This is a genomic window from Acetatifactor aquisgranensis, assembly GCF_943193215.1.
Lineage (GTDB): Bacteria > Bacillota > Clostridia > Lachnospirales > Lachnospiraceae > Acetatifactor > Acetatifactor aquisgranensis.
In genome coordinates, this window is record NZ_CALPDH010000007.1 from 22,626 (window position 1) to 46,509 (window position 23,884).

Genomic DNA, 23,884 nt, shown 5'->3' on the forward strand with positions numbered 1-23,884 from the left:
TCCGTTCACCCCCTTCTTTCTGCCTTACTCTTCGTTCCGCTCCACAGGCCTGGGCTCTCCCTGATTTCCCGGAGCATCCTGTGCCGGGCTGGAATACCACTCCCATGTGCCCCGTTCCTCATCGTATACAAACTGGTTCTTGATTCCATGGCCGTTGGTCCGGCGGCCGTCATATTCGTTTTCAAATTCTACGGAGACTATCGTCTCCGCCGCGATGGTAGCCGTCCGGTCACCGGGAACTGTCAGCTCATAGCTGGAACCGCTGTAGACCTCCTTCACCGTCACTTCCGCCATGGCCGGAATCCTGTCCAGAGTCACTCTCTCCTGTCCGGCGGCTGTAAAGGTGATGCTCTCCACATTGCTGTAGACCGATTCCCCGTCCAGCATGCCTGTCACTTCAAAGACGAACGTAGCGGACTCCTGTACGCCTCCCATGGTCTCATACTCGGAAAGGGTCTTGATGATTTCCAGCGAACCATAGCGGGGAAGACGCTCCGGCTTCAGGTTCACAGTCATATCGAACAGCCAGTCCCCGGGATTCGCGGTATTGATCACGCCGTCTGCATCTGCCGGCTTTGATGGAATCGAGACCAGCTGGGGCAGGAAAGCATAAGTATACCGGTCGGAATTCGCGATGGTTGCGATTGTCGTGGTCTCTTCCTGTGTGTCCGGATCTTTCTGGGTTATTTCCATCTTATAGTCAGCCAGAGCGGTCATCTTGCTGCCTCTGGCTACCAGCAGATATAAACCGGCATCCAGGTCGGAAACTTTCGTACCTGCAGCAGCTCCGCTGCCCTGGACAGGCGTACCGGGCTTCTGTTCATCCAGCGCGATGCCTGCCGCTTTCTGGGCCAGCTCCTCCCATTCCTCCGCCATCTTCTTCAGGTCATCCTCATTACCGACTTCTGCATTCCCGGGGATATCCAAATCATAACCCGGCAGCGTCTCATAATGATAGGTATCGTATCCCGGCGTCTTCACTGCCCGGGCAATCTGATATAAATCCACCACCACATCGGCACTCGTCAAATCCTCCCCGAAACTGTCTGCCTCATCCTTGCTCGGGTCTTCCGGATGGATGGTCAGGGAACAGCTTCCTCTTACGAAGCCATTATCATCTGCCTCAAGGGGTGCCGCAGTACCTGCCAGCGGCTCTGCGATGCACATGCCGACAGCAAGGGTCAGCGCAGTCAGCAGACATATCCATCTTTTCTTCATGAGCAGTTCCTCCTTTTTTATCGCCAATCCTCTTCCTTTATAGCCTTGCAGCGCTCCCTGCCAAAACTATAAGGAATATTTTCTTTCCTGATACTTATTCCTTTGGGCCGTCTTTCCTGAGCGCATCCAGGATTTCTTTCTTTGTCATCTTCCGTCCTTTGGCACTGCTGACAATCAGCATGACAGTCAGCGTGACGAACAGAAGCGGGATTCCTACTGCAGGTATCACGACATAAGTCGGAATCTTGACTGCCTCAGCGACTACGACTACCTCTCCGGCTATGTTCTCTATGCGCTTTCCGCGTACCAGCATCCGGTGGGTGTTGACGCCGTAGGGAGTGCAGGTGACCAGCGTGCAGTAATCCCTTCCGGGCTGTATGGCAAGCTCATCTGTTTCTTCCGGCAGGACGATTCGAATCTGGTCTACCATGTAAGTGGTGGTCTGCCCCATGACATTGAGCGTAAAAGTATCTCCCTCTACCATCTGATCCAAGTCCGAAAACAGCTTCGCGCTGGGCAGGCCGCGGTGACCGGACAATATAGCGTGCGTCCTCTCTCCTCCTACCGGAAACGAGGAGCCTGGGATATGGCCCACTGCAATCTGAAGGACACTTTCATCCACGCTGTGATAAATCGGCAGGTTCACTCCAATAGCCGATATCTGGACATAACCCATGATTCCGGTGCCGCCGATATTCAGCAGACTCTCATACTCTTCATATTCCTCCTCTGTCAAAGTGAAATCGACACCATTGGCAAGGCGTTGATTATACGCTTTCGCCAGCTCCAGCATTTCTTCTCTTTCCTGTGCCGATAAATCTTCCACTGCGGTCACATAACCGGCAATCGCCTGTGTGGCATGCATGGAATTCCACCAGTCACTGACAGAAGGATATAACAGAATTCCTATTCCAACCAGCAGTATAACTACTAATATAATCGTCGAAAACGAGACTCTCTTTTTCTTCTTTTTTCCCTTCTCTTCCTTTAACTCTTTCTTTTTCATAGGTTTCCCCACAATAGATTTATAAGGTGGTATCCCCACCTGCTGACGTTGGCCGGATTTAGCAGCCCAAATCCGTTGCTCGCCATACACCACGCGAAGGTGTCAGCTAAGTATGGCATAACCGGGGACAGGACATCCCGTCCCCGGAAAGTATTGCTTCTCAAATGTACTTAAGTATCGTAACAATCCTGATTAGCGATTGCTCATACGCTTCTTAGCAACCAGAAGGATGCCTGCTCCGATTACCAGGACAGCGCCTACTACGTAGAAGATTGTGGTACCGATGCCACCGGTGGAAGGAAGGAGGGAACCGGACTGGTTGATGATGTTTGCTGAGAAAACACCACCCAGAGAATTTCCATTGCCACTTTCGCTCACTTCAAAGCTACCCTCTTTAACTACGATATCCCATATACAGGTTTCATCACCAGTGACTACCCCTCTATCCGGAGCCGTGAAGACTATTTCAAATTTAATCGGCTCAATCGTATTGAAGCCTTCCGGTGTCACGGTCTCTGTCAAGGTGTATTCACCTGCACCAAGATCCTTAAAGGAAATCTTACCATCTTCTCCAGTTGTCAGTTCGATGGAAACAACAGCATCTACATAGGTAGTCTCTGTTGCTGTCTTCTTCTCGTATTTTGTGTTTACATCAGCATACTTATCGGCTGTGCCCTTAACAAGCTTGTAGAGAGTTTGACCTTCATACGCAGTTTTATCCGTCGGAACAACATAGCCTCCATTTTCATCTTTGATATAGCCTGTTGTAGTATCCTTTGTACCAACACCAATCTCCACATACGCAGTTCCTGTAGGAGCAGTTTCAGTATAGGTTCCATCCAGCAGCAGATAGTATGTTCCATTCTCAGCTGCTTCATAGTAATCTACTGTATTCAGGACAACCTGTTTGGAGATACCTGTCAAAGTGAACTCAGCGCCTGCCAGCAGATGGTCTTCTGCAACAGAGTTTGCATACTTGGTGATATCCAGTTCCGTTACATAGGTCAGGGTCTTCTCATCCGGAGTCTGGCCTAAAGCTTCATTTTCTTCGTCAGCAGGCAGACCAGGTGTATTTTCTCCATCGGGACGCTCCCCGTCAAATGTGTCATCCGGATTGTTGGAGTACTGCAGGTTCCAGGTATTGGGGTTACCAGTAGTGCCTACGACTGCCTTATCATTTACAGTTGCGGAATAGGTTACAACAATATCAGCGCCAACGGTATAGTCCATGATATTTGCGAATGCAAGGCGGAAAGTCTTCGGTGCTACGGTAGCACCCGTATAAACATAGTAATCGCCCTCTTCCGTAATCTTACCATCCTCACCTATTACTCCCTGTTTTAACGTAGCATCTCCAACCTTAACCGCAACGCTCCCAACTCCATCAAATGTCAGACCTTCGCTCAAAGTATCGTTCATGATGAAGTAATAATAGTTATAACCTACATGGTTCGGAACCTTGCTGGTAATCTGATAGGATACATGGGAACCAATGGACGCATTGTTGGCATCACCAAGCTCGGTACCGTTGACATAAACCTTCTTGTCGCCGCTGGGAACTTCGGATTTTACAGTTGCAGTTGCATCACCGACAACCTCCAGCATGAATCTGCTGTATGCGCCATTAGCAACAGTATCTACAGTGCCATCCTGGTCTTTAATCAGGTAATATCCAGAACCTGTAACCTCAATCTCAACGGTTCCTTCACCAGTTGCTGTTCCTGCAACAGTTTTCGTTAAATTGTTTTCAACAACTCTTGCGAAAGCATCTGTCAATGTTGAGGTACTTACAGTGCTGCTTCCAAATGCATCACCGCTCAGCACCTGTGCTACCTGTGCAGCTGTTGTACAACCAGCGAATGCATTTGTCTTAGGATCACTCTCATTCTCGCCTGCAACAACATTAAATGTCTCATCTGCCTGCAAAGCCTTCAATAAAGCATCTCCGTTTACACCGGAACCCCAGATAATATTTGAAAGTACTTTCTTGCCCTCTTTCTCAGCAAGGTCACCTGCAAAAATCTGGTAAGCATCATATGTGTGCTCCGTCTTATCAGCTGAGTTCTGAGTAACCGTAATCGTATGCTGATTATTGTCTGCAGCAAATACAGTCAGGCTCATTCCAAGAACCATGACCATCGCCAGCAATATGCTGACTATTTTTTTCATACGCTTCATAACTTTAATCTCCTTTTCTTTCATATTCTTTACTTGTCTGAAGCCGCGTGGGTAAGCTCCCACAAATTAACTGTTACTTTTTTCAGATTCAAGAGGTTATCCCCCTCATCCCCTCCTTTCTCTGAATTTCTTTTTATACAGAAAGCCTGCGCCAAACAGAAGGGCTATGCCGCCTGCCATTGTATATAGGATTGTGCCGGAGCCGCCGGTCTCGGGAAGTGCGAATTTAAGGACATTGTTGTACTCAATTTCCACCTGGCTGTTCTTGGATATGGTGCCTGTAACAACGCCTGAGCCATTGCCATTTCCGCCTGAAGTCTCCGGCAGATAAGGATTGCTGCTACTTTCTTCCCATTGAAGCCCTTCTCCCTGTTCACCGGAGATATTTGTCACAGGACCTACCTCCTTGATGGTGTAGTGCGAACCATGGGGAAGATATTTTATAACGATATATTCCCCCTTCTTTAATGTGAACTTAGCGTTATTCCATATCAGGATATCATTGCCAACCACATTATTCCCAGCATCAAACTTGGTATAGGAATAATCATCCTTCAAACTATTTCCTGAAGCATCGCTGAACTGAATCTCAAAACCAAACACTTCATTAGTCTCTTCGCCGGTTCCAGCACCCGTTGACCCATTTACTTTCTTTTGAATTCTCAGCTCCCCTGTATCCTGTTCTGTTGTAGCGAAGGATACGGACGGAAGCGTAAACTGCATCCAGCAGGTGGAACCGGAAGCGCCTCGCTCTGTGTAAAAGAATGTGAGTTTGTAATGTCCTTCTGTTCCTTTCTCGATGTAATCCCACAGGTTCACATATTCGCCCACAGAGCTGTGCACACCGCCGATATCGCAAATCAGTTTTCCTGTATATCCAGGGCCGTCAAGAAACACCCACATGTCATCATCGCCATAGAAGAGGTATTCCAAGGGTCCTACGTAATCCTCCACCAAATCAAAGTCAACTGTATAATGCATTCCGAAGTAGTGGTTATGGTTTTCGCCGTCATCGGATACCGGCGCTCCCAAAGTATTCGAAGCACTGCTAAAACTACTTAAAGTAGTTATTATATCGCCTCCACTAGCATTCTTTCCATTCGGCTTACCAAACATTAAATCATGTCCTGCAGTGCCCGCAGAGCTGACACCATCCAACGGGTAAAAGTCATTACCGGCAAAATAATAGGTGTTATTCCAATTAGGTCTCTGCCTTTTAAATTTATCTACGCCATATTGGCTGCTTACAATATTGCCTTTTTCCTTCACCTCTACCCCGGTCAGCGTATACGTATCACCGCTCTGACTGAAAATAAGGTCGCCGACATATTCAGACTTTCCCTTTGCACTCCCATCATTGAAAAGATTAGGAGCTTTCACGTTGCCAGCATACTGAATCTTTCCATCCTTCAAACCTGTAACCAATCCGAAAGTAGGGCTGCCATAGGCAGCATTCAGACTATTTGCCTTGTTTCCCACGATATCGCCCATGGTAGTCTTCATTAATCCTTCCGAATTACCGAATCCGAATGTCTGATCTGGCGAATTGCTGTTAATTCCCTGTCGGTTCGTATACATATACCACAGAGCACCGCTGTCATGCGTCTTTGCATCCCCACGATTCACCAGGTTCGCCTCGATGGCATTGGCAGCTTTATACAGATTACCATTTGAAACATCATAGTCATAGAAATTCGCCCCGTTCTTCACAGTATCTGTTTTCACCGTATGCACTAGCCGAATCGTTGCATCTGATGTAATCAATATAAATTCATCTGGATACTCATCTCTTGTCTGCTGCTTATTAGTAAAATGCCACTCCTTTCCATTTTCGCAGCTGTACGTTTCCCATACACCACTCCCTTTCCTCTGCACCGTGATTTCTTTCAGGACATAATTATCGTTTTTCGCAATTTTATTAAAATACACAAGACCCGGCGCTGAAATATAATCATATGAACCTGACGAGTAAACCTCTGTCAGTTTTTTTTCCATTTCGACTGTTCCGTCAGATGCCACTTTAATATTCAGTTTTTTATTCGGAGTTTTATTCTGCTCAGTGCCGTTTATCGGCAGATTTCCACCCTCACCGGCGCTTGTCAGATTTCCATCGGCATCTCTTTTCGCTGTATCAATAACTGTAATGGTATTGTTCTCTTTTGCATCAGCAAGCACATCGATTTCCGCATAAAACTCCACAGTAAACTCAGGATTCGCCTGGCTGGTTCCCACGATTGCTACAGTTCCGTCTTCGTTTCTCAGAGTCAAGAGCATCGGTGCCGCCATTGCCTCATAACCTACTACCATAGCATCAGCAATTTCACCTTCCGCTGCATCCTCTGTCATCTCTACAGCAGTAATCACCACCTCCGGCTTAACTTCCACGCCATCCGCTATCTGCTCCTCACCATCCAAATCCAGCGTCATCGGATCCACAGCCGTTTCCGCATATTCCACCAGCGCCTCGCTGGGCTTCACCTCCGCTGTCACCGTACAGTCCGACAAATCCAGCTTCTTGCCGTCATATATCATTTTATAAGACAGCACCTGCAGGAACAGTTGGTCATCAAGCTCATCCGCTCCCTCTGTCCCGTCCGCATACACCGCGGCCGCAGCCTTGGCATACTCTTCCGCATTCTCGTTCAAAGGGTCGACACGGAACTCCAGTTCCTTATCCAAATCGCTGTTCTCAATAATGACAGAGACGCCGTTCTCCGAAGTCATAACATCTGCTTCCACATCGCCGCTGTCTTCCGCTTCGCCGCTTTCGCTCCCCTCAGGAAGCTCGGCGCTCTCAGCGTCATCTGTTCCCTCTTCGGCTTCTTCATCCGCAGCATCGTCCCCGGTACCGCTCTCTTCCGCCTCACTTTCCGCAGAACTGTCGGGCGCGGCGGCTTCTCCCTCCGCGCCTGGCTCTTCCTCCGGTTCCGTCTCCCCAACGGGAACATTGACTTCGCCCTCTATCCGAAATGTGACCTCGAATTCATCTGTCTCATACTTCAGTTCCGCATCCACCGGAACCTTCACGTTCTCCACGCCGTACCCGACAGCAATCTCCGAGAAGCTCTCCATCTCAAAGGTGGTGCTGCCGCCCTCCACCTTGCTGCCCTCCAGCAGCTCCGTGCCGTCCTCCGCAAAGTGGATGACCGTGATGGGCTTGCCCTCTGCCAGGCCGTCCTCGTTGAGGAACTGTATGGTGATGGTGACCGGGCTCTCCGGCTCCACTTCCTGGCCGTTTACATAGAAGCCGATTTTCAGCAAAGCCCGCATGGTGGCCATGTCGTCTCCCAGGGCTTCCTGATACTCCGCCTGGCGCTTCGCGTAATGCTCGCTGTCGCTCTCCTCGGTAATCTGCTCCGCAATCAGCTCTGCCTCGTCAGGGATATCGGCATCCGACTTATAGGCAGCGGTAACGATAAAGTTCTCACTCTCAAAAGTCTTCGTAATCAGTTGATTGGATACTCTGCATGCTTCGCTGTGGACATGTTCCAGGATTTCTAACTGTCCGCAAATCAATGCTCCGTTTTCGTCATAGCACTCTTCCGTATGGGTATGAAGCTGTATCTCTTCCTTGCCGCAGGCAGGTTCTGCTTCGCCCTCTGTATCCCCCTCAGGGTAGCATTCTGTTCCATGGACATGGGCCTCTATCTCTGGCAGCGGGCAAATCAGCTGGCCTTCAACGTTATAACAGTCATCTGCATGGGTGTGGACTGCGAAATCTGCTTTCCCGCAGACCAGATTCTGTTCCTCATCATAGCAGCTGTCATCATGGGCATGGATTCTTTCCTTGCAATAGAGCGCTGATAAAGCGACGCCGTCCTGATCATAGCCGCAGATCAGATTGCCCTCTTCGTCATAACAGCTGTCTTCATGCTCATGCTTTGCCGTCTCATAGCCGCACTGCAGATTGCCGTCCGCGTCATAGCAGCTGTCTTCGTGTACATGGCTTGCCGTCAGATAGCCGCAAACCAGATTGCCGTCCGCGTCATAGCAGCTGTCCTCGTGCACATGTGATGCCGCCTCATAGCCGCACTGCAAATTTCCGTCCGCGTCATAGCAGCTGTCCCCGTGCACATGGGTTGCTGTCTCGTAACCGCAGATCAGATTGCCCTCTTCGTCATAGCAGCTGTTCTCATGTACATGGATTGCTGTCCCATATCCGCAGATCAGCTCTCCGGCATCGTCATAGCACTCCGGCACATGGATATGTGTGGCATCATGTCCGCAGATCAGGTTTCCCTCCTCGTCGTAGCAGCTTTCCTCATGAATATGGAGTTTCGCTCCATTCTCCAGGGCCGCCACTTCTTCCGGAGTCAGCTCCACTGTCCTGATGCAGCTGTCCTCGCCGTCCGTGTGTGTATGCACATGTTCTTCCAGCTGGAGCAGCCCGCAGGATACCCTGCTCCCCTCAATCAGATTGCCGTCTTCGTCGAAGCATTCCTCATCATAACAGCTGTCGTCATGGGTATGCAGCTCCAATTCTCCGCAAATCAGCGTGGTCACTTCTTCATAGCAGGCATCTGTGTGTACATGCCCTTTCGGCGTCCCGCTCTCTGCCCCCGGTTCGGTCTTTGCCGGCTCAGCAGGCGCTGCGCTGGTTTCCGGCGCCGCTGCAGGCTTTTGATAACAATTTTCTGTATGTTCATGTTCTTCCAATGTACAGGTAAGGGTTGATGTGTAGCATCCCTCCTCATGGGTATGTGCTTCCTGCCCGCATGTATAAGCATTTATATAGCATCCGGCGATATGTTCATGTTCCTGTCCGCAGATGATATTTCCTTCTGTATCATAGCATCCTATCACATGTGCATGCTCTTCCATTTCGCAGACCAGATTGCCCTCTTCATCGTAGCATCCGTCACCATGTGCATGCTCCGCCACTTCGCAGTTTAGGTCATGGCTTATGCAGCCATCATTATGAACATGCTCTTCGTAACCGCAGGAAACCGCATTTTCATAGCATGTTTCAACATGTTCATGGACTTCCTTGCCGCAGACAGGGTCTTCCTGCTTGGCCGGAGCCTCTGCTGTCGGTTCTGTTGCAGCTGCCGGCTCTGTCGTATTTTCTGGTTCTGCTGTGCTGCTGCCGGACTCTTCCGTATTCTCAACAGCTTCCATGCCGCATATCAGGACTTTCTCTGTGGTATAGCATTCCTCTTCGTGCTCATGGGATTCATGCTCTTCCATAGTGCAGACAAGATTGCCTTTCGCGTCGTAGCACAGGTCATTATGGACATGAATCACGTACTCGGCCAGGCCGCAGACAGGTTCCGTGCCCAGATTCCCATCCTCATCCCTCTCATAGCATTCTTCTGTATGTTCATGCACTTCGTATCCGCATTCAAGCACTTCCGTCTTATGCGTCATTGCCTGGCCATACAGCTTCAGCGCCGTGACTGTGCCGAAAGCGACTATCACAGCCAGGCACAGGAAAACTGTCAGCTGACGTTTATATTGTTTGTGTTCCTTCAAGAGCTTTCCCGCCTGTGATAAAAAATCCTTCATAATGCGTCTCCTTCCTTCTACCGGTATTTATCAATCCACCAGTCCGAATCCTGACATAGGCCAGACACGAACCAATATTTTTCCGATTACCATATCATTGCTGACACATCCTACCGCCGTATTCCGGCTGTCTATGCTCGTTGCTCTGTGGTCTCCCATGACGAAGCATCTTCCGTCCGGCACCTGGTAGGGCAAGGTGATGTTGCAGTCCCCCAGGGCCTTATCCGTGACGTAGGGTTCATCCAGCAGTTCGTCGTTCACATAGACATTTCCGTCTGCATCGATGTCCACCCACTCTCCCGCCGAGGCGATTACCCTTTTTATGAGGATGTTGTTGTTATAATAGAAAGCAATGATATCGCCCTTCTGGTATCTGTTGCTGTTCAGCGCCACCACGATGTCCTTATCCTGCAGGGAATCCGTCATCGACGTTCCGCTGATCTGGAGCACCGGGAGCAGCAGCACCGCAATCAATACCGCCACTGCCGCAACCACTATCAGGGAAAACACTGTGCTTCTGAGCACTCTGCCATATCTGTTTTTATACCGTTCCCTCTCCAGCTCCGCCTCCAGCAGACTGAGATCCGGCAACGCCTGCTTCTTTTCCTTTTCCTCACTCATCTATAAACCTCTGTCTCGCGCAATTCCGTTCTCCCGCTTTTCCGGCCGGTTCCGTTGCCTGCCGGATTCTTACAGCAATGCTTTCAGCTTCGATAGCATATCCGTGGGCAATCCGCTTTTCTGCAGTTCTTTCCATCTGTCGGATTTCAGATGCAGCGCTTCCGATTCCAGCGTCGCTATTTTTTCTTCCCGGTTGTCCAGGCGGGCCCGTAATTTCTCTATCAGAGCGTCTTTCTCGTCCAGCTTATTCTTAAGGCGTTCAAAGGTCTCCTTTGTGCGTGCCGCCTCTTCTGCCATGCCGGCATCCTTCTCGTTCAGTTTGGCTTTCAGGCGCTCCAGCGCCTCCTCGATGCCTGCTGCCTTTTCTGCCATCTCCGCGTCCTTTTCGTTCAGACGGCCTTTGAGCTTCTCTATCAGTTCATCCTTTTCGTCCAGCTTGGCCTTAAGGCGTTCGTTGCTCTCCCCGGATGCTGTCAGTTCTTCTTCCTTTTCCTTCAGCGCCGCCCCAAGCCTTGCCGCTTCTCTGCTCTGCTCTACCAGCAGTTCCAAAAGGTCGTGTCTGTGCAGTTTTCTTAACTCTTTCTCCGTCATACTAAGCCTCGTTCATTCCCCTAAGATTTCGTCAATCAGTTGTATCAGTTCGATGGCGCTGTGGAATACGATTTCCTGATTCGTATCCTGCCAGATTAACCGGCCCTGCCATGTGTAGTGCTCTCTGAAAAGTATCTGAATCCTAAATACCGTGGTCTTCTCTTTCTTTTCCTCATTCACAGGGACCAGGGACGGGGAAGGATTGGGACAATCTTCCATGTCTATCAGACTGTTCAGGAGGAGTACCATCTGCGAGAGGCTCTGTACTTTCTCTCTTCCGGCCAGTCTCGGATGCTGCAGATAGCCGTCCATAATGCCGTTGCGATAGAATTGTATGGTTACCACTGCCTCTCGGCTCTGGCAGGGAAACATTTTTTCCCGGAGCATCATCTCACAGCCACCTTCTTCCTCTTACTTGTAGTTCTACTATAACAGCCCCCGGTCATCATCTGGTCACTTTCTTTTAATTATTGACATTTATTTTTTGTAAATTTTCTGTTTCCTCCGCAGGATGTGCCGCCGGCTCCAGCGGGAGCACCCGGAAAGAAATGCAGGCTTTGGAATGGGAATATATCTTATGGAACGTCCTGTCGATACGTTCCATTACCATCAGGGCATTCTCCTCGCCCGCCCCGGTGAGCATCAGGATGTAGGAGCCTGCGTCCAGCCTGGCCACCGGATCTCCTGTCCTTAATCCCTCCAGCAGTACCCGCTCCAGGCGTCTGGCGTCCGTGGTGGGCGTCACTTTGTTGCCCAGACTGACAGTGGCGATAGTGGACTTGAGTCCGGAGCGGGCCATATGGCGCCTCTCCAGGGCCACCATGCTCTGGAAGACCGAGAATGTGCAGAAAAAGGCTCTGCCGTCCAGTTCTTTCTCCGCCACCAGCTTCAGGATGTCCTGGTTGCTCATATTACTCTGGCACATGCTTTCCGCCAGCATATGCATCTGCTCTACCTGTTCAGAGGGCTCAATCTCAAATTCCTGCCAGAGCAGCTCCCGGAAAGACTGGTAAATCCGGGACGCCCGCTCCGGCTGTCCCATGGCGATCAGCGCCTGCATCTGGTATACGATAAAGGTATCCGTACCGAAATCCACGGCAGCCGCCTGCTCGCAGATGCTTATCATCTCTGCCCATCTCTCCTGCTCATGCAGCAGCGGCAGGGTCATCTTGCAGATGTCCAGGTACAGGGTCTGGTAATATCTCCGCAGGGAGACCGCCCAGTCGCTGTCGTTGCCGGAGAGGAAATCCCCTTTGTACAGCGCCAGCGCTTTCATCAGGTATTCCAGGTATTCCCTGCCTGAATGCTTCCTGGCATCCAGGCAGGCCTGCTCGAACAGTTCCGAGTCCAGCTCCACCGGCACCTCCGGATTCCAGACGTAACATCCCGGCAGCGTCACTATCAGTTCCTCTTCCTCCGGAAGCATGTTCTTTAACAGATTCCTGCTTTTATAGACCATATTTTTCAGAGCGTTGGCCGGATCGCTGCTCTGATCAGCCCAGAACTGGCCGATCAGTTCTTCCGTAGCCACGTTCCTTGCGTGGTTCACAATCAGATATTGCAGAAAAGACAGGGCTTTTCTTCCCGCTGTGGTATTTTTCCGTTCTCCTCCCCGCGCCTCCCTGCACGAGAAAGAACCCAATAGTTCAAAGTGTATAGTCTTAGTTTCTTCCATATATTATGCTGTCGCGGAAAGAATTCCGTTTCCTCCGCCCCTCCCTCTCTGCTGCTTTCAGCTATCCAATATAGTCCTGCTCCTCTTTCTGGTCTCTCCCGAAATAAATCTGCCTCCAATTAGTATACTCGCCTCGTTTTCGTTTTGCAACACAAAATGATCTTACACAGATTTAGATACATCCTCTTTACATTTCGGAGATATCCGCGTTATACTTAACCTGTATAATCTGAGATTGTCAAAAAATAACTTTGACGATTCCTTAACAAAATTTCCCGCCGGAAGACGCGGACACATATTATTACGAGGAAATACAGATGGAAGACAAGAAGATTTTGGTCATCGAGGACGAGAAGCCAATCGCGGATATTCTCAAATACGGCTTTGAAAAGGAAGGGTTTCAGGTGCGGTGCGCCTACACGGGCAGCGAGGGATTCTCCATGGCCCGCAGGGAGCCGCCGAATCTGGTGCTGTTGGACTGGATGCTGCCGGACATCAACGGGGTGGACGTATGCCGGATGCTCACGGAGCAGTACCGGATTCCCATCATCATGCTCACCGCCAGGGGAACCGTGGAGGACAAACTCTACGGCCTGGAGTCCGGAGCGGACGATTATATCACCAAGCCTTTTGACCTGCGGGAAGTGGTCGCCAGGGTGCGCACGATCCTGCGCCGGTTCGACAAGGTACGGGAAGCGTCGGAGGAGGCGCCCCTTGTCTGCGGGCATCTGACTGTGATAGAGCGGGAGCACAGCGTCTACAAACACGATGAGCTGCTGAGCCTGACTCCCAAGGAGTATGAGCTGTTGATCTGTTTCCTGAAGCATCCCCGTCAAGTGTTCACCAGAACCGCCCTGCTGGACCAGATATGGGGCTATGATTTCGCAGGGGACACCAGGACCGTGGACATTCATGTCCAGCGCATCCGCAAAAAGGCGGAGCTGGACGGGATGCTGGTGACTGTCTTCGGAGTGGGCTACAAGTATGTCCCGCAGTAAGGGGCGCTGTCGTCTCGGCATACGGCGGCAGATGATGTTCGTCATCCTGGGACTCTTCCTGGCGGGCGGAGGCGTCCTCTACAGCGGCATCCATGCCAAGCTCTGGCAGAGCCTTGAGTCGCAGATTATCCGGGAGCTCCAGGGCCGCCAGGAAAACACGCTGATTTATATCCGGCAGCTCCTGATGCTGCAGGGGGCGAACAATGACGAAGAAGGATATCTGCAGATTGCGGAGGACATTGTCCGGGAGCTGCGCCCTCTGGGCGGGAACGCTTTGAGCGTGCTGGATACCCAGGGGGAGTATCTTGGCGGCAACAGGCAGATACAGGAGGAACAGACCGGCACGGATCTGGCAGAGGCCATAGGGGGCAACGCCGCCTTTACCATGACCTATCCCGACGCGGACACCATGCTGGTCTATCTTTCCATGCCTGTGACCATCGAAAACCGCACTATCGGCATTATCCGGTATCAGATGGACACCTCCAGGCTCTATCTTCAGGTGAAGCAGAACGAGCAGCTGGTATACCAGATTACCGCCGCAGTGTACGCGTTGATATTCCTGCTGCTGGCGTTCTTCATCAACAGGCTGCTGGTGCCCGTGGGGAAGCTGACGGAAATCACCAGGCAGGTGGTGCGGGATTTCTCCAGGGAGCAGGTGGACATGCAGATGCTGGCCCAGCTGGCGGATTCCGGCCGCAGAGACGAGGTGGGCGAACTGTCCCGGAATTTCAGCGTGATGCTGGAGACCATAGACTCCCAGTTCCAGAAGATGCAGGCGGACAAGGAGCAGATTGTCTCCCTCTTAGGGAGCAGGCAGGAATTCTACAATAATATGACCCATGAGCTGAAGACCCCTCTGACCACCATCCAGGGCTATGCGCAGCTCATGGAGGCGGATCAGGGGGCGGACAGGCAGCTTGCCAGCCAGGGACTGAGCCAGATTCTGCAGGAGAGCACCCGGATGCACCGGATGGTGCTGCAGCTTTTGGACATGTCCGACAAGGGCATCTATATGGAGATGCGGCCCGTGGAGCTGACCCGCATCGCAAAAAGCGTGGCCGAGGCCCTGGAAATCAAGGCACAGCGCTATGAAATGCGGATTGAGACAGATCTGCCGGAGCCTCTCTGGACATGGGGCGTGGAGGAGAGGCTCCGGCAGGTGCTGGTCAATCTGGTGGACAATGCCGTCAAATATGGAGACAGCCACTCCTCTATCCTGATAAGCGGCTCCAGACGCAAAGGCTATGTGTGGATGTTCGTCCGCAACCAGGGAAAGGGGCTTACGGCCAAGGAACAGGAGCGAATTTTCGAGCCTTTCTACCGGGTGGACAAGGCCAGGTCCAGAGAGCAGGGCAGCGCCGGCCTGGGCCTTTCCATCTGCAAAAAAATCATGGACGAGCACCAGGGCCTCATCGGCGTGAAGAACAAGGACAATGCCCGAACCACATTTTATATCCGCCTGAAAGAAGAAAGGGATGGAAATGATGATACTTTGGAAACTTCCGGGCCGGAAGAGCCGAAAGCGAAGAAAAATCCGCAGCTGCGGCGCATACAGCGGCATAATATCTAGCTTCATGCAAAAACGCATGTCCCTCCTGCTCTTTCCTGCGGCATTGCTGCTCACGGGCTGTACGCCGGAGGAAAAGACCATGCTGCTGCCCCAGGCCGCTTCCTCCGGGGACGAGGCGGAGAATCGGACCGCAACCGGCGATTTCACAGTGAAAAAAATCTATACCTATACTTATGATACTCTGCCCCAGCTGGGAAAAAGCGCTTTTCTGTCAGGCTGCGGCGACAATGAAATCCACATCCTCTCCCTGGGCGGACAGGAGTCCGGCGAAGTGCTGGAGTATCGGGAAGTCGACTACAGATATGGCTTCTACGATGTGACCGGGGACTTCTGGGAGATCCGGGAAGACCTAAGCGATCCCCCCGGAGAAGAGATGGCAAAAGACTTGTATATCGAGCGGATCCTGCCCTCTCCTGACGGGAAGCAGCTGCTGGTGTATATCCGGTCCTCTTTCTGGGACAGGCTCATAGTCCGGCTCTACACGCTGGGAGAAGCGGAGCCTCTGCTCTTGTATGAGGGCACTTCCGAGGCCTCCGATGCCATACGGGGTTCCTTTTCTCCGGACGGCAGATGGGTTACCTTTGACGCGGGCGGAGCCTCCGTTTCCTTCAACCGGCTGGTCCCTGTATACGACTGCAGCCGGACTGCCTCCCGGGATGACGCATTCTGGTGGGCGGCGGACACTGCCGCCCGGCTTCTGGCGCCGGATCAGGCGCTCTATACGCCCTCTTTGCTGCATACCACCGACAAGAGCTTTAGCCAGCTGTGGGACGCGAAGCTCTACAGCGATGGGGATAATGCCGGACTGATCAGTCTGTTCCAGGAAAGCGGCAGTTCTCTCTGCATCATGGAGAACTATTTCCCACCCGGTCAGGAGATAACGCCGGACGCCTCTCTTCTGGACGAAGCGGGTGCGCTGCTGCAGGGCATGGCAAGTGCCCAGACGCTTCTGCCGGACTACCAGGGGACTCCCCTTCCCCATTACAAGTATTCTTCCGATGGAGCCGTAATCTACTGTCTTTCAGGTCCGGCCACCCTCTGCCGTCTGGTTATAGCAGAGGACATCGAATCAGAAACCGTTAGAGATTTCCCGGACTTTATCTGGGATTTCCTGCCGCTGCCCTCCGGCGGTATCCTGGCAGCTCTCGTACAGGAAACCCGGGATGCTTTTGAGCAGAATGTCAATGCCAGCCCGGGCGCACAGTACAGCCAGGAAGACAGCATTCCCGCGGCGCTGCAGGAGTACTGGGGAATCCTGTCCGCAGATCTCTATCTCTACCCTGAGGGAGACGGGGAGGGGTACATGCTGTACAAGAATCTGCTAAATCTCATCAGCATGGAATACGATGATGAGACAGGCCGTATTCTGCTGGAGACATACGAGAACCAGGGCACGGGCCACAGGCGGTGCATCGTGCTGGAACTGTAGACGCCCTTACCGCCGCGTCAAAGAATTTACAACCTGAAACATTTTTGATACATAAATGCTGAAAATAGGAAACAGCTGTCCGCTATGCTTAATCCATACAAAAAAGAACATCTGAGGAAAGACGAAGGAGTATGGATTATGTGCGGAATATGCGGGTTTATAGAAAAAGATACAGCTGACAGAAACAATGGGCAGACATGCCCCCCCAGGGAGCGGATACTGGAAAGGATGATGACAGCCTTGATCCACAGAGGGCCGGACCAGGGGCAAAGCTGGCTGTCGGTACATGCTGCCCTGGGGTTTCGAAGGCTCGCCATCATCGATCCTGGCGGCAGCGTCCAGCCTATGGTGAATGAGACCGGGGACAAGGTGCTGGTATTCAACGGAGAAATCTACAATTACCAGGCCCTCCGGCTGGAGCTTCTAAATGCCGGGCACCGCTTTTCCAGCCAGGGAGATTCGGAGGTGCTGCTCCACGGATACGAGGAATGGGGCGAACGCCTGCCGGAACATCTGCGTGGGATGTTCGCCTTTGTCATCTGGGACGAAAAGGCGCGGACGCTCTTCGCGGCCAGGGATCCTTTCGGGATAAAGCCGCTCTATTATACCATCGCGGACGGACAGTTCATCTTCGCCTCGGAAATCAAGGGAATCCTGCCCCATCCTGCCTGCGAGAAGCGCATGAATCCTGAGGCGCTGGAGCAGTATCTCTCTTTCCAGTATTCTGTGCTGGAGGATACTTTCTTTCAGGGCATCCGCAGGCTCCTGCCCGGACATTGCCTTACATGGCGGCAGAGCGATTCTTCTTTATCGTCAAAGCGTTATTTCTCGCCGATGCCGGCGCCTGCTGATATGGAGAAAGGGAATGCGAAATCCGAGAAAGAATGGATCGACGAACTGGATAAGGCTATTGAGGATTCTGTGAAAGCCCATATGATCGCTGATGTGGAGGTGGGCACTTTCCTGTCCGGCGGCGTGGATTCCAGTCTGATTGCCGCCAAGTTTTCGGGGGACAAGACCTTTACCGTGGGCTATGGCAAGGAGGACGGCTATTACAATGAGATTCCTCTGGCCAGGGAACTGGCGGAGAAGCTGCAGCTGGAACAGCACAATAAGCGGATTTCCGAGAAAGAGTTCTGGGAAGCCGTGCCGGAGGTGATGTACCATATGGACGAACCCTCGGGGGATTCCTCCGCGGTGGCGCTGTACTTCCTGTCCAGGGAGGCCGCCCGGCATGTGCGGGTGGTGGTGTCCGGCGAGGGCGCGGATGAGCTGTTTGGCGGATACTGTATCTACTGTGAGCCTCAGTCCCTGCATCTGTATCAGAAGCTGCCTAAGTCCCTGCGGAAAAGAATCGCCCGGATCGCCGGACGGCTGCCAAACGTCAGAGGGCGAAGTTTCCTTATGCGCGGTGCAATGTCATTGGAAGAACGGTTTATCGGAAATGCGAATCTTTTTACCGCAGATGAGCGCAGGAAACTGCTCAAGTGCAGGACAAAAGCGCTCTCGCCCCAGACTTTTCTGGCCGGGGATTACGAGGATGCGGAAAAGCTGGACGAGGCGAGCAGGATGCAGTATATAGATTTGCTCCACTGGCTGCCCGGAGATATCCTGCAAAAGGCTGACCGGATGAGCATGGCCCACTCGCTGGAACTGCGGGTTCCCTATCTGGACAGGGAGGTCTTCGGGGTGGCCAGGCGGCTGCCTGCCAGGTATAAACAGAAAGGACAGGTGTCGAAATATCTGTTCCGGAAAGTAGCCGGAAAGCATCTGCCAGAGAGCAGTTCCAACCGCAAAAAGCTGGGATTCCCGGTTCCGCTGGGGCATTTCCTCACTTCCGAGATGGGCACGGAGGCCATACGCAGGGCTTTCGATTCACCAGCGGCGGAGAGGTTCTTCAACCGGGATGCGCTGGAAGAGCTGCTGGCAGGAAGAGGCTTCGGCCGGGGCAATACGAACCGGAAGCTTTGGGCTGTATATGCTTTTTTGATATGGTATGGGATTTATTTCCCGGAAGAGGGCGGGGGCAGGCCCTGACGCCACCCCCCTTAATGTCAGGGGCTCCTTCCACTTCTCTTTCCCCCGGTACAGAGTCAGGTTCAGAATGGGCTCAATCCGGTTCTCCTTTTTATAGCAGTACTTAAAATCGTCTTCTTCCCCATACTTTGCCCCTTTGAGCACATTCTGTTCCTGCAGCTCTTCGATTTCCTTACCGTAAGCCACAGCGTCCAGCTCCATCAGGCGCCATGGGATAGGTCAGGTTCACCGAGTCCTGGTTCTCCAGGGCCAATTTGAAATGTACCCCGCACATCCTTACATTCCCCTGGTTCATGTATACCGCCAGTTCCTCCTGCAGCCTCGTCAGCGCGCGCTCCGGCTAACAGGTCTCCAGATGGAAAGAGTACAATATCTTTTCTTTCACCGGTTTTCCAAAAAGCTTCTGGACGGCCTCCTGATAGTAGTCCAGCTGGGTCTCGTAGCGGTTCCAGAGTTCCTCCATGGAGGAGACGGAATCCGTCTTGTAGTCAAGCAGAACCAGTCCGTCCTCTTCCTCGAAGAATACGTCTATGATTCCCTGGATAAGGACTGTCTCTGTGTCAGGAAAATCGCCTTTCAGGCGGCGTGCGTCAATGCCCAGCACAAAAGGCTGCTCCTTATAAAGGCTGCCACGCTGCTGCGCCTGCCACATCCGGTAGCCCAGCGGCGAGGACAGGAATTTCTCGATTCTCCGTGTGCGCACTGCCTGGAAATATTCCTCGGTTAGGCGGCCGCTCTCTACCTCTTTTTTCAAAAAGGCCTGCAGGCTTGCGGCCAGCCTCTCAGAAGACAGACCCTGTCTGTATGTCTCATAGTCTTCCGGATGCCAAACGGTATGGGAATCCCCATCTATGGAGGCCGTCAGGACAGCCTGGAAATCCAGCAGTTCCATGACTCTGTGGTAGGCATTGCCCCTGACTGCGCCGCTGATTTTTTCCTCGCCCCTGCGGAACAGGGGGATATAGGGCTGAATCTCTTTTTCCTCAAAGGTATGGTACGCCGCCTCATCACGGTCTGCCATGGCGGCAATCTTCAGTTCGGACACGGTAGTCTTCGTATAAAGGTCAGACAGCATGGCATAGGGATAGACCGCATTCAGCCTGTCCGCCAGCCTCTTTCCCGCTTCCGCGTCCGCGAACTGCCCTGCCTGCTCCAGAGCCGCCTTTTTCTGGTAGAGCTGAATCTGTTCCCTGATTTCCTGCCTCACCTCCTGCATCTGCCCCTGCACGGATACCTGTACACAAGTATTCGGCAGGACGGACAGCAGAAAATCCATGTAGCTTCCGGCTTCTATGAAATCCAGATAGGTCAGCCTCTCCTGGCCGGCCTCTTTCATCTGCTCCCAGACTTCCTCCGCATGCTCCGCCACGCCTGTCAGAATCAGCTTCTCCCTGGCCCTGGTCATGGCCACGTAGAGCAGGCGCAGTTCCTCGGACAGGCTCTCCTCCCGCAGCTTGCCTGACAGGGCCGTCCGGCGCAGGGTTTTGTTCCGGATGCGTCTCACGGGATCCACGTAATCGGTGCCGAGCCCCAGGTCCATGTCCAGTATCAGGGACTGGTTCACATCCTGCATATTGAAACGCTTGCTCAATCCCGCCACGAAAGTGACCGGGAACTCAAGGCCCTTGCTCTTATGGATACTCATGATGCGCACCACATCCGCGTTCTCGTCCAGAAGCTCTGCTCCGCCGTAGTCTACGTCATATTTCTCCAGCTGCTCCATATAACGGATGAAATGGAAGAGGCCGAAATAGCTGGTGTTCTCGAAGTCCGAGGCCTTGGTCAGGAGCATTTCCACATTTGCCCGCCTCCTGCTCCCTGCCGGAAGCGCAGTGACGTAATCCAGGTAGCCGAAATCGCTGGTAAGCTTCGTCAGCAGGGCGCGGATAGGGAGATAGACCGTGCAGCCGCGGTATTCCGCTATCATGCGCAGGAAAGCGGCGGCTTTTTCGGCCAGCTGTTTCTCTGCCGAATCTGTTCCCGTCGTCCCGGCCGGCTCCGCACATGAGGCCGTGCCGTCTGCCGTGCTGCTTTTCGTTTCCCGGATGTCCTCCGCGTCCAAAACGCTGCCCTTTGCTCCATCCTCCTCCCATTGTCCATATTCCTGCGCAAACCGCTTCAACGCCTCGTACAGGCTGCCGCCTTTTGTCCTGCTGCGGATTCTTGCGGCCTCCTCCTCCGAGAAGCCGCCGAATACGGACTTCATGACTCCGAACAGCGGGATGTCCTGGCTGGGATTGTCCAGCACCCGCAGCAGCTGCAGCAGCTCCTGCACCTCGGCGGCCGCGAAATATCCCGTCTTTGAGGTGATATATACCGGGATTCCCTCCTGTTCCAGCACCTCCTTGAATTCCTCGTCCCAGCCGCTGTTGGTGCGCAGCAGGATTACCATGTCGCTGTACCGCACCGGCCGCAGTGTGCCGGTCTCCTTGTCGGTCACCAGGAAGCTTTCCCGCAGTTCCTTGATTTTCCGGGCTATAGCCAGGCTTTCGGCCTGCTTTGCCCCCAAGTCATCTTCCTTGCCGGGCTTCTCCACCAGCAGCAGTTCACTGCAGCAGTCTCCGCTCTCCGGGTAAGACGCCCCGGGATACAGGGCTGCCCGCTCATCATAAGGGATGCCCCCTACCGTTTCGCTCATCAGGCGGCTGAACACATCATTGACGGCCTCCACCACCTGGAGACGGCTGCGGAAGTTCCGCGCCAGGTCGATTCGCAGACAGTCGCCTGCGTCCAGCCCCTCATAGCTGTTGTACTTTTCCAGGAATAATTCCGGTCTGGCCAGACGGAATTTATAGATGCTCTGCTTCACATCCCCTACCATGAAACGGTTGAACTGTCCGTCCTCCTCACCGGATACCGCTTTCAGCAGATATTCCTGCACCAGATTGCTGTCCTGGTATTCATCCGTCAATATTTCGACGAAATATTGTCTGTATTCCAGCGCAACGGCACTTGGCCGCACTTCCTCCCCCTCGACTTCCAGCAGAATTCCCAGCGCGAAATGCTCTATATCGGAAAAGTCTATGGCTTTCTTCTCCTGCTTCTTTTCCTGCATCCGCCTGTCGAAGTCCAGTACCAGATCGATTAAAGTGCCCACCGGCCCCGCGCATGCCGCTCCCTGTCTGGCTGCAAGCTCCAGGGGCGTGGCAAAGTAGCGCTCCTCTATATTCTGAACGCTTTCCTTTACGGATGCCCGCATCTGTTTGGCAAGCTCCCTCTTTACAGGAGAGACGCTGTCATCTTTTTTGGAGGGCAGCCGTCCAAAGTTCACGGCAGGGATTTTCACGCCGTATTCCTCCAGCGAACCGCAATGCATCAGCTGCTCCAGCTGTTCCAGTTCCCGGTCCACCAGCTCCCCGTACATATAGGGGCCGTCCGGCTCCTCACAGAGCGTGCGCACACGTTCCAGCTTCTCCACACATCCCGCAAGGAGACGGCGCAGGTGCTCCAGCAGCCATTTTGCATAGGGGCTGCCGCACATCTCCTCCACTGTGCTCCCATTATAATCCTCTTTCCGCCGGGCAAGCCACCTCGCGGGCCATGGGAAGCTGGCGGCGTATCGGGACAGATTCAGGATATGCTGCTCCAAAACGCTCTCCCGCCCTCCGGGACAGAAATATTCCACGCAATACCTGAATTCCTCGCTGCCGGAGGCATACGCCGCCTCTATCAGTTCTTCCAGCACTTCCCGCTGCATCAGCCGGACTTCTCCCTCATCGGCAATGCGGAAAGCCGGATCCAGGCCGATTTCATTAAAGTGGTTCCGCAGCAGGAACAGGCAGAAGCTGTCTATAGTGGTAATCTGGGCATTGTGCAGCAAGGTGGACTGCCTCTGGATATGCGCGGAATCCGGCCGCTGCGCGAGCCGTTTCGAGATGCCCGCCGCGATGCGCTCCCGCATCTCCGCTGCCGCCGCGTTGGTAAAGGTCACCACAAGCAGGCGGTCGATGTCCACGGGATGTTCCTCGTCGCAGACCATCCGCACGATGCGCTCCACCAGCACGGCAGTCTTGCCGCTGCCCGCCGCCGCCGACACCAGAATATTCCGGCCATGCAGTTCGATGGCCATAAGTTGTTCTTCCGTGAATGTTACTGCCATATGTTTTCTTTCCTTTTTGGATGCTTTCTGTCAGGATGATATCCGGATGCTGCCGGGCCGCCTCCCCCGTTCATGAAAGCCGCCGTCAAAAATAACCCCAGAGCGTCAGCTCCGGGGCTTTTCAACTCCTCCTGCGCTGTCCACCGGCACCAGTTTGCCGTGCAGCACATTCCTGGCATTGTCGAACACATAGGCGCAGGTGGACAGCACCACATAGCGCGCCTCGCCGTCCAGCTCCACATCCGCCTGGAAATCAGATAGCTCCAGACATTTTGCCAGGTAATCGTCCAGCTCCTCCCCGGGGCCCATGAAGATTGTATAAGTCTCCGAATAAGCCGATGTGGTATAGCCGCTGAATAAGTCAATCCGGAAGTCCTGCTCCGGGGTCAGCAGCCATATGACCGGATGCTCCTCATAGAATGTCTGGTCAGCCCATTCGTCCAGCACCGCGAACATGGAGCCGTTCTTCATATGGTGGCCGTAGATGATTGTATTGGAATCCTTGAAATCTCTGCTGTTCAATGCCTCCACAAAAATCGAACCGGCCGGATTGGCGGAACCGTCATAGCTGCTGCGCAGATACTGGTCATTGTCTTCCCCCTGCAGAACCGGGTAGTTGATGGCCGTCCCCTCACAGTACAGCCAGCCGATAATGTCCTCGTTGACCTCTTTCAATCCGGAGAAATCCACCGTGATCGGCGCTGTCACCGGCCCGGTTCCTGCCTCTTTGCTCCCGCCATTGTCCGCAGGCTGCCCGCTTCCGGCAACTGTTATCTCTGTAAAGCTGTCCGCCATCTCGGCGTAGCGCCGGTCATTTTCCTGGTACTGATGGTATATGACCACCACATATGTGGTGGAACCGATAAACACTGCCAATAGCAGTATCACAATTATCCTGCGAATCCATTTTTTCATAGTTCACCTGCAATCCAGGCTATAGATGCCCGTTTTTGT

15 protein-coding genes are annotated in these 23,884 nt (G+C 53.0%); 4 read left to right on the forward strand and 11 right to left on the reverse strand.

Translation table 11 applies throughout. The features are described 5' to 3' along the window. Nucleotides 1–24: 24 nt before the first annotated feature. From NFS35_RS07840 to NFS35_RS07875, 8 genes are all read right to left on the reverse strand, one after another. Nucleotides 25–1,218, reverse strand: a complete 1,194-nt coding sequence (locus tag NFS35_RS07840; RefSeq protein WP_251206572.1) for a DUF5979 domain-containing protein — start codon at nucleotides 1,216–1,218, stop codon at nucleotides 25–27. Nucleotides 1,219–1,312: 94 nt separating this feature from the next. Next, the gene (locus tag NFS35_RS07845) at nucleotides 1,313–2,224 is read right to left on the reverse strand and encodes a class C sortase (RefSeq protein ID WP_251206573.1); all 912 of its coding nucleotides are present in this window, start codon (nucleotides 2,222–2,224) and stop codon (nucleotides 1,313–1,315) included. Between the two features lie 192 nt (nucleotides 2,225–2,416). Next, nucleotides 2,417–4,402, reverse strand: coding sequence for an isopeptide-forming domain-containing fimbrial protein (locus NFS35_RS07850; protein WP_251206574.1), 1,986 nt, complete (start codon nucleotides 4,400–4,402; stop codon nucleotides 2,417–2,419). Between the two features lie 105 nt (nucleotides 4,403–4,507). Beyond that, nucleotides 4,508–9,907: a DUF7601 domain-containing protein gene (locus NFS35_RS07855; RefSeq protein ID WP_251206575.1), complete on the reverse strand. Its 5,400-nt coding sequence runs from the start codon at nucleotides 9,905–9,907 to the stop codon at nucleotides 4,508–4,510. Between the two features lie 30 nt (nucleotides 9,908–9,937). Further along, nucleotides 9,938–10,528 (reverse strand): signal peptidase I, encoded by a 591-nt coding sequence (lepB, locus tag NFS35_RS07860; RefSeq protein ID WP_251206576.1) that lies wholly within the window; start codon nucleotides 10,526–10,528, stop codon nucleotides 9,938–9,940. Between the two features lie 69 nt (nucleotides 10,529–10,597). Continuing rightward, nucleotides 10,598–11,119, reverse strand: a complete 522-nt coding sequence (locus NFS35_RS07865; RefSeq protein WP_251206577.1) for a hypothetical protein — start codon at nucleotides 11,117–11,119, stop codon at nucleotides 10,598–10,600. A gap of 12 nt (nucleotides 11,120–11,131) precedes the next feature. Continuing rightward, nucleotides 11,132–11,509: a hypothetical protein gene (locus tag NFS35_RS07870; protein WP_251206578.1), complete on the reverse strand. Its 378-nt coding sequence runs from the start codon at nucleotides 11,507–11,509 to the stop codon at nucleotides 11,132–11,134. 73 nt (nucleotides 11,510–11,582) lie between these two features. Next, nucleotides 11,583–12,794: an AfsR/SARP family transcriptional regulator gene (locus NFS35_RS07875; RefSeq protein WP_251206579.1), complete on the reverse strand. Its 1,212-nt coding sequence runs from the start codon at nucleotides 12,792–12,794 to the stop codon at nucleotides 11,583–11,585. A gap of 317 nt (nucleotides 12,795–13,111) precedes the next feature. On the opposite strand from NFS35_RS07875, the gene NFS35_RS07880 reads away from it, so the two are divergent. The 4 genes from NFS35_RS07880 (at nucleotide 13,112) to asnB (ending at nucleotide 18,831) form a co-directional block, all read left to right on the forward strand. Beyond that, nucleotides 13,112–13,792: a response regulator transcription factor gene (locus NFS35_RS07880; RefSeq protein ID WP_251206580.1), complete on the forward strand. Its 681-nt coding sequence runs from the start codon at nucleotides 13,112–13,114 to the stop codon at nucleotides 13,790–13,792. Next, nucleotides 13,779–15,365 (forward strand): sensor histidine kinase, encoded by a 1,587-nt coding sequence (locus NFS35_RS07885; RefSeq protein WP_251206581.1) that lies wholly within the window; start codon nucleotides 13,779–13,781, stop codon nucleotides 15,363–15,365. The genes NFS35_RS07880 and NFS35_RS07885 overlap by 14 nt, the downstream gene beginning before the upstream one ends. 4 nt (nucleotides 15,366–15,369) lie before the next feature. Continuing rightward, a complete protein-coding gene (locus NFS35_RS07890; RefSeq protein ID WP_251206582.1) occupies nucleotides 15,370–16,794 on the forward strand; it encodes a hypothetical protein in 1,425 nt (474 codons plus the stop codon). A gap of 138 nt (nucleotides 16,795–16,932) precedes the next feature. Next, a complete protein-coding gene (gene asnB, locus NFS35_RS07895; protein WP_251206583.1) occupies nucleotides 16,933–18,831 on the forward strand; it encodes an asparagine synthase (glutamine-hydrolyzing) in 1,899 nt (632 codons plus the stop codon). A gap of 172 nt (nucleotides 18,832–19,003) precedes the next feature. On the opposite strand, the gene NFS35_RS28975 is transcribed toward asnB, so the two are convergent. The 3 genes from NFS35_RS28975 to srtB all read right to left on the reverse strand — a co-directional run bounded on the left by NFS35_RS28975 (nucleotide 19,004) and on the right by srtB (nucleotide 23,845). Next, a complete protein-coding gene (locus NFS35_RS28975) occupies nucleotides 19,004–19,126 on the reverse strand; it encodes a hypothetical protein (protein ID WP_275564669.1) in 123 nt (40 codons plus the stop codon). A gap of 45 nt (nucleotides 19,127–19,171) precedes the next feature. Continuing rightward, complete coding sequence (gene addA, locus NFS35_RS07900; protein ID WP_251206584.1) at nucleotides 19,172–22,930, reverse strand: helicase-exonuclease AddAB subunit AddA; 3,759 nt, start codon at nucleotides 22,928–22,930, stop codon at nucleotides 19,172–19,174. A 105-nt stretch (nucleotides 22,931–23,035) separates the two neighbouring features. After that, nucleotides 23,036–23,845, reverse strand: coding sequence for a class B sortase (gene srtB, locus NFS35_RS07905; RefSeq protein WP_251206585.1), 810 nt, complete (start codon nucleotides 23,843–23,845; stop codon nucleotides 23,036–23,038). Nucleotides 23,846–23,884: the final 39 nt, after the last annotated feature.

Excerpts from the sequence above, each read along its gene's own strand:
- NFS35_RS07880 (WP_251206580.1), top strand. The coding sequence starts at position 13,112 with ATGGAAGACAAGAAGATTTTGGTCATCGAGGACGAGAAGCCAATCGCG.
- srtB (WP_251206585.1), bottom strand. The coding sequence starts at position 23,845 with ATGAAAAAATGGATTCGCAGGATAATTGTGATACTGCTATTGGCAGTG.
- NFS35_RS07890 (WP_251206582.1), top strand. The coding sequence starts at position 15,370 with ATGCAAAAACGCATGTCCCTCCTGCTCTTTCCTGCGGCATTGCTGCTC.
- asnB (WP_251206583.1), top strand. The coding sequence starts at position 16,933 with ATGTGCGGAATATGCGGGTTTATAGAAAAAGATACAGCTGACAGAAAC.
- NFS35_RS07870 (WP_251206578.1), bottom strand. The coding sequence starts at position 11,509 with ATGATGCTCCGGGAAAAAATGTTTCCCTGCCAGAGCCGAGAGGCAGTG.
- NFS35_RS07840 (WP_251206572.1), bottom strand. The coding sequence starts at position 1,218 with ATGAAGAAAAGATGGATATGTCTGCTGACTGCGCTGACCCTTGCTGTC.
- NFS35_RS07885 (WP_251206581.1), top strand. The coding sequence starts at position 13,779 with ATGTCCCGCAGTAAGGGGCGCTGTCGTCTCGGCATACGGCGGCAGATG.
- NFS35_RS07855 (WP_251206575.1), bottom strand. The coding sequence starts at position 9,907 with ATGAAGGATTTTTTATCACAGGCGGGAAAGCTCTTGAAGGAACACAAA.
- NFS35_RS07865 (WP_251206577.1), bottom strand. The coding sequence starts at position 11,119 with ATGACGGAGAAAGAGTTAAGAAAACTGCACAGACACGACCTTTTGGAA.
- addA (WP_251206584.1), bottom strand. The coding sequence starts at position 22,930 with ATGGCAGTAACATTCACGGAAGAACAACTTATGGCCATCGAACTGCAT.
- NFS35_RS07850 (WP_251206574.1), bottom strand. The coding sequence starts at position 4,402 with ATGAAGCGTATGAAAAAAATAGTCAGCATATTGCTGGCGATGGTCATG.
- NFS35_RS07875 (WP_251206579.1), bottom strand. The coding sequence starts at position 12,794 with ATGGAAGAAACTAAGACTATACACTTTGAACTATTGGGTTCTTTCTCG.
- NFS35_RS07845 (WP_251206573.1), bottom strand. The coding sequence starts at position 2,224 with ATGAAAAAGAAAGAGTTAAAGGAAGAGAAGGGAAAAAAGAAGAAAAAG.
- NFS35_RS28975 (WP_275564669.1), bottom strand. The coding sequence starts at position 19,126 with ATGAACCAGGGGAATGTAAGGATGTGCGGGGTACATTTCAAATTGGCC.
- lepB (WP_251206576.1), bottom strand. The coding sequence starts at position 10,528 with ATGAGTGAGGAAAAGGAAAAGAAGCAGGCGTTGCCGGATCTCAGTCTG.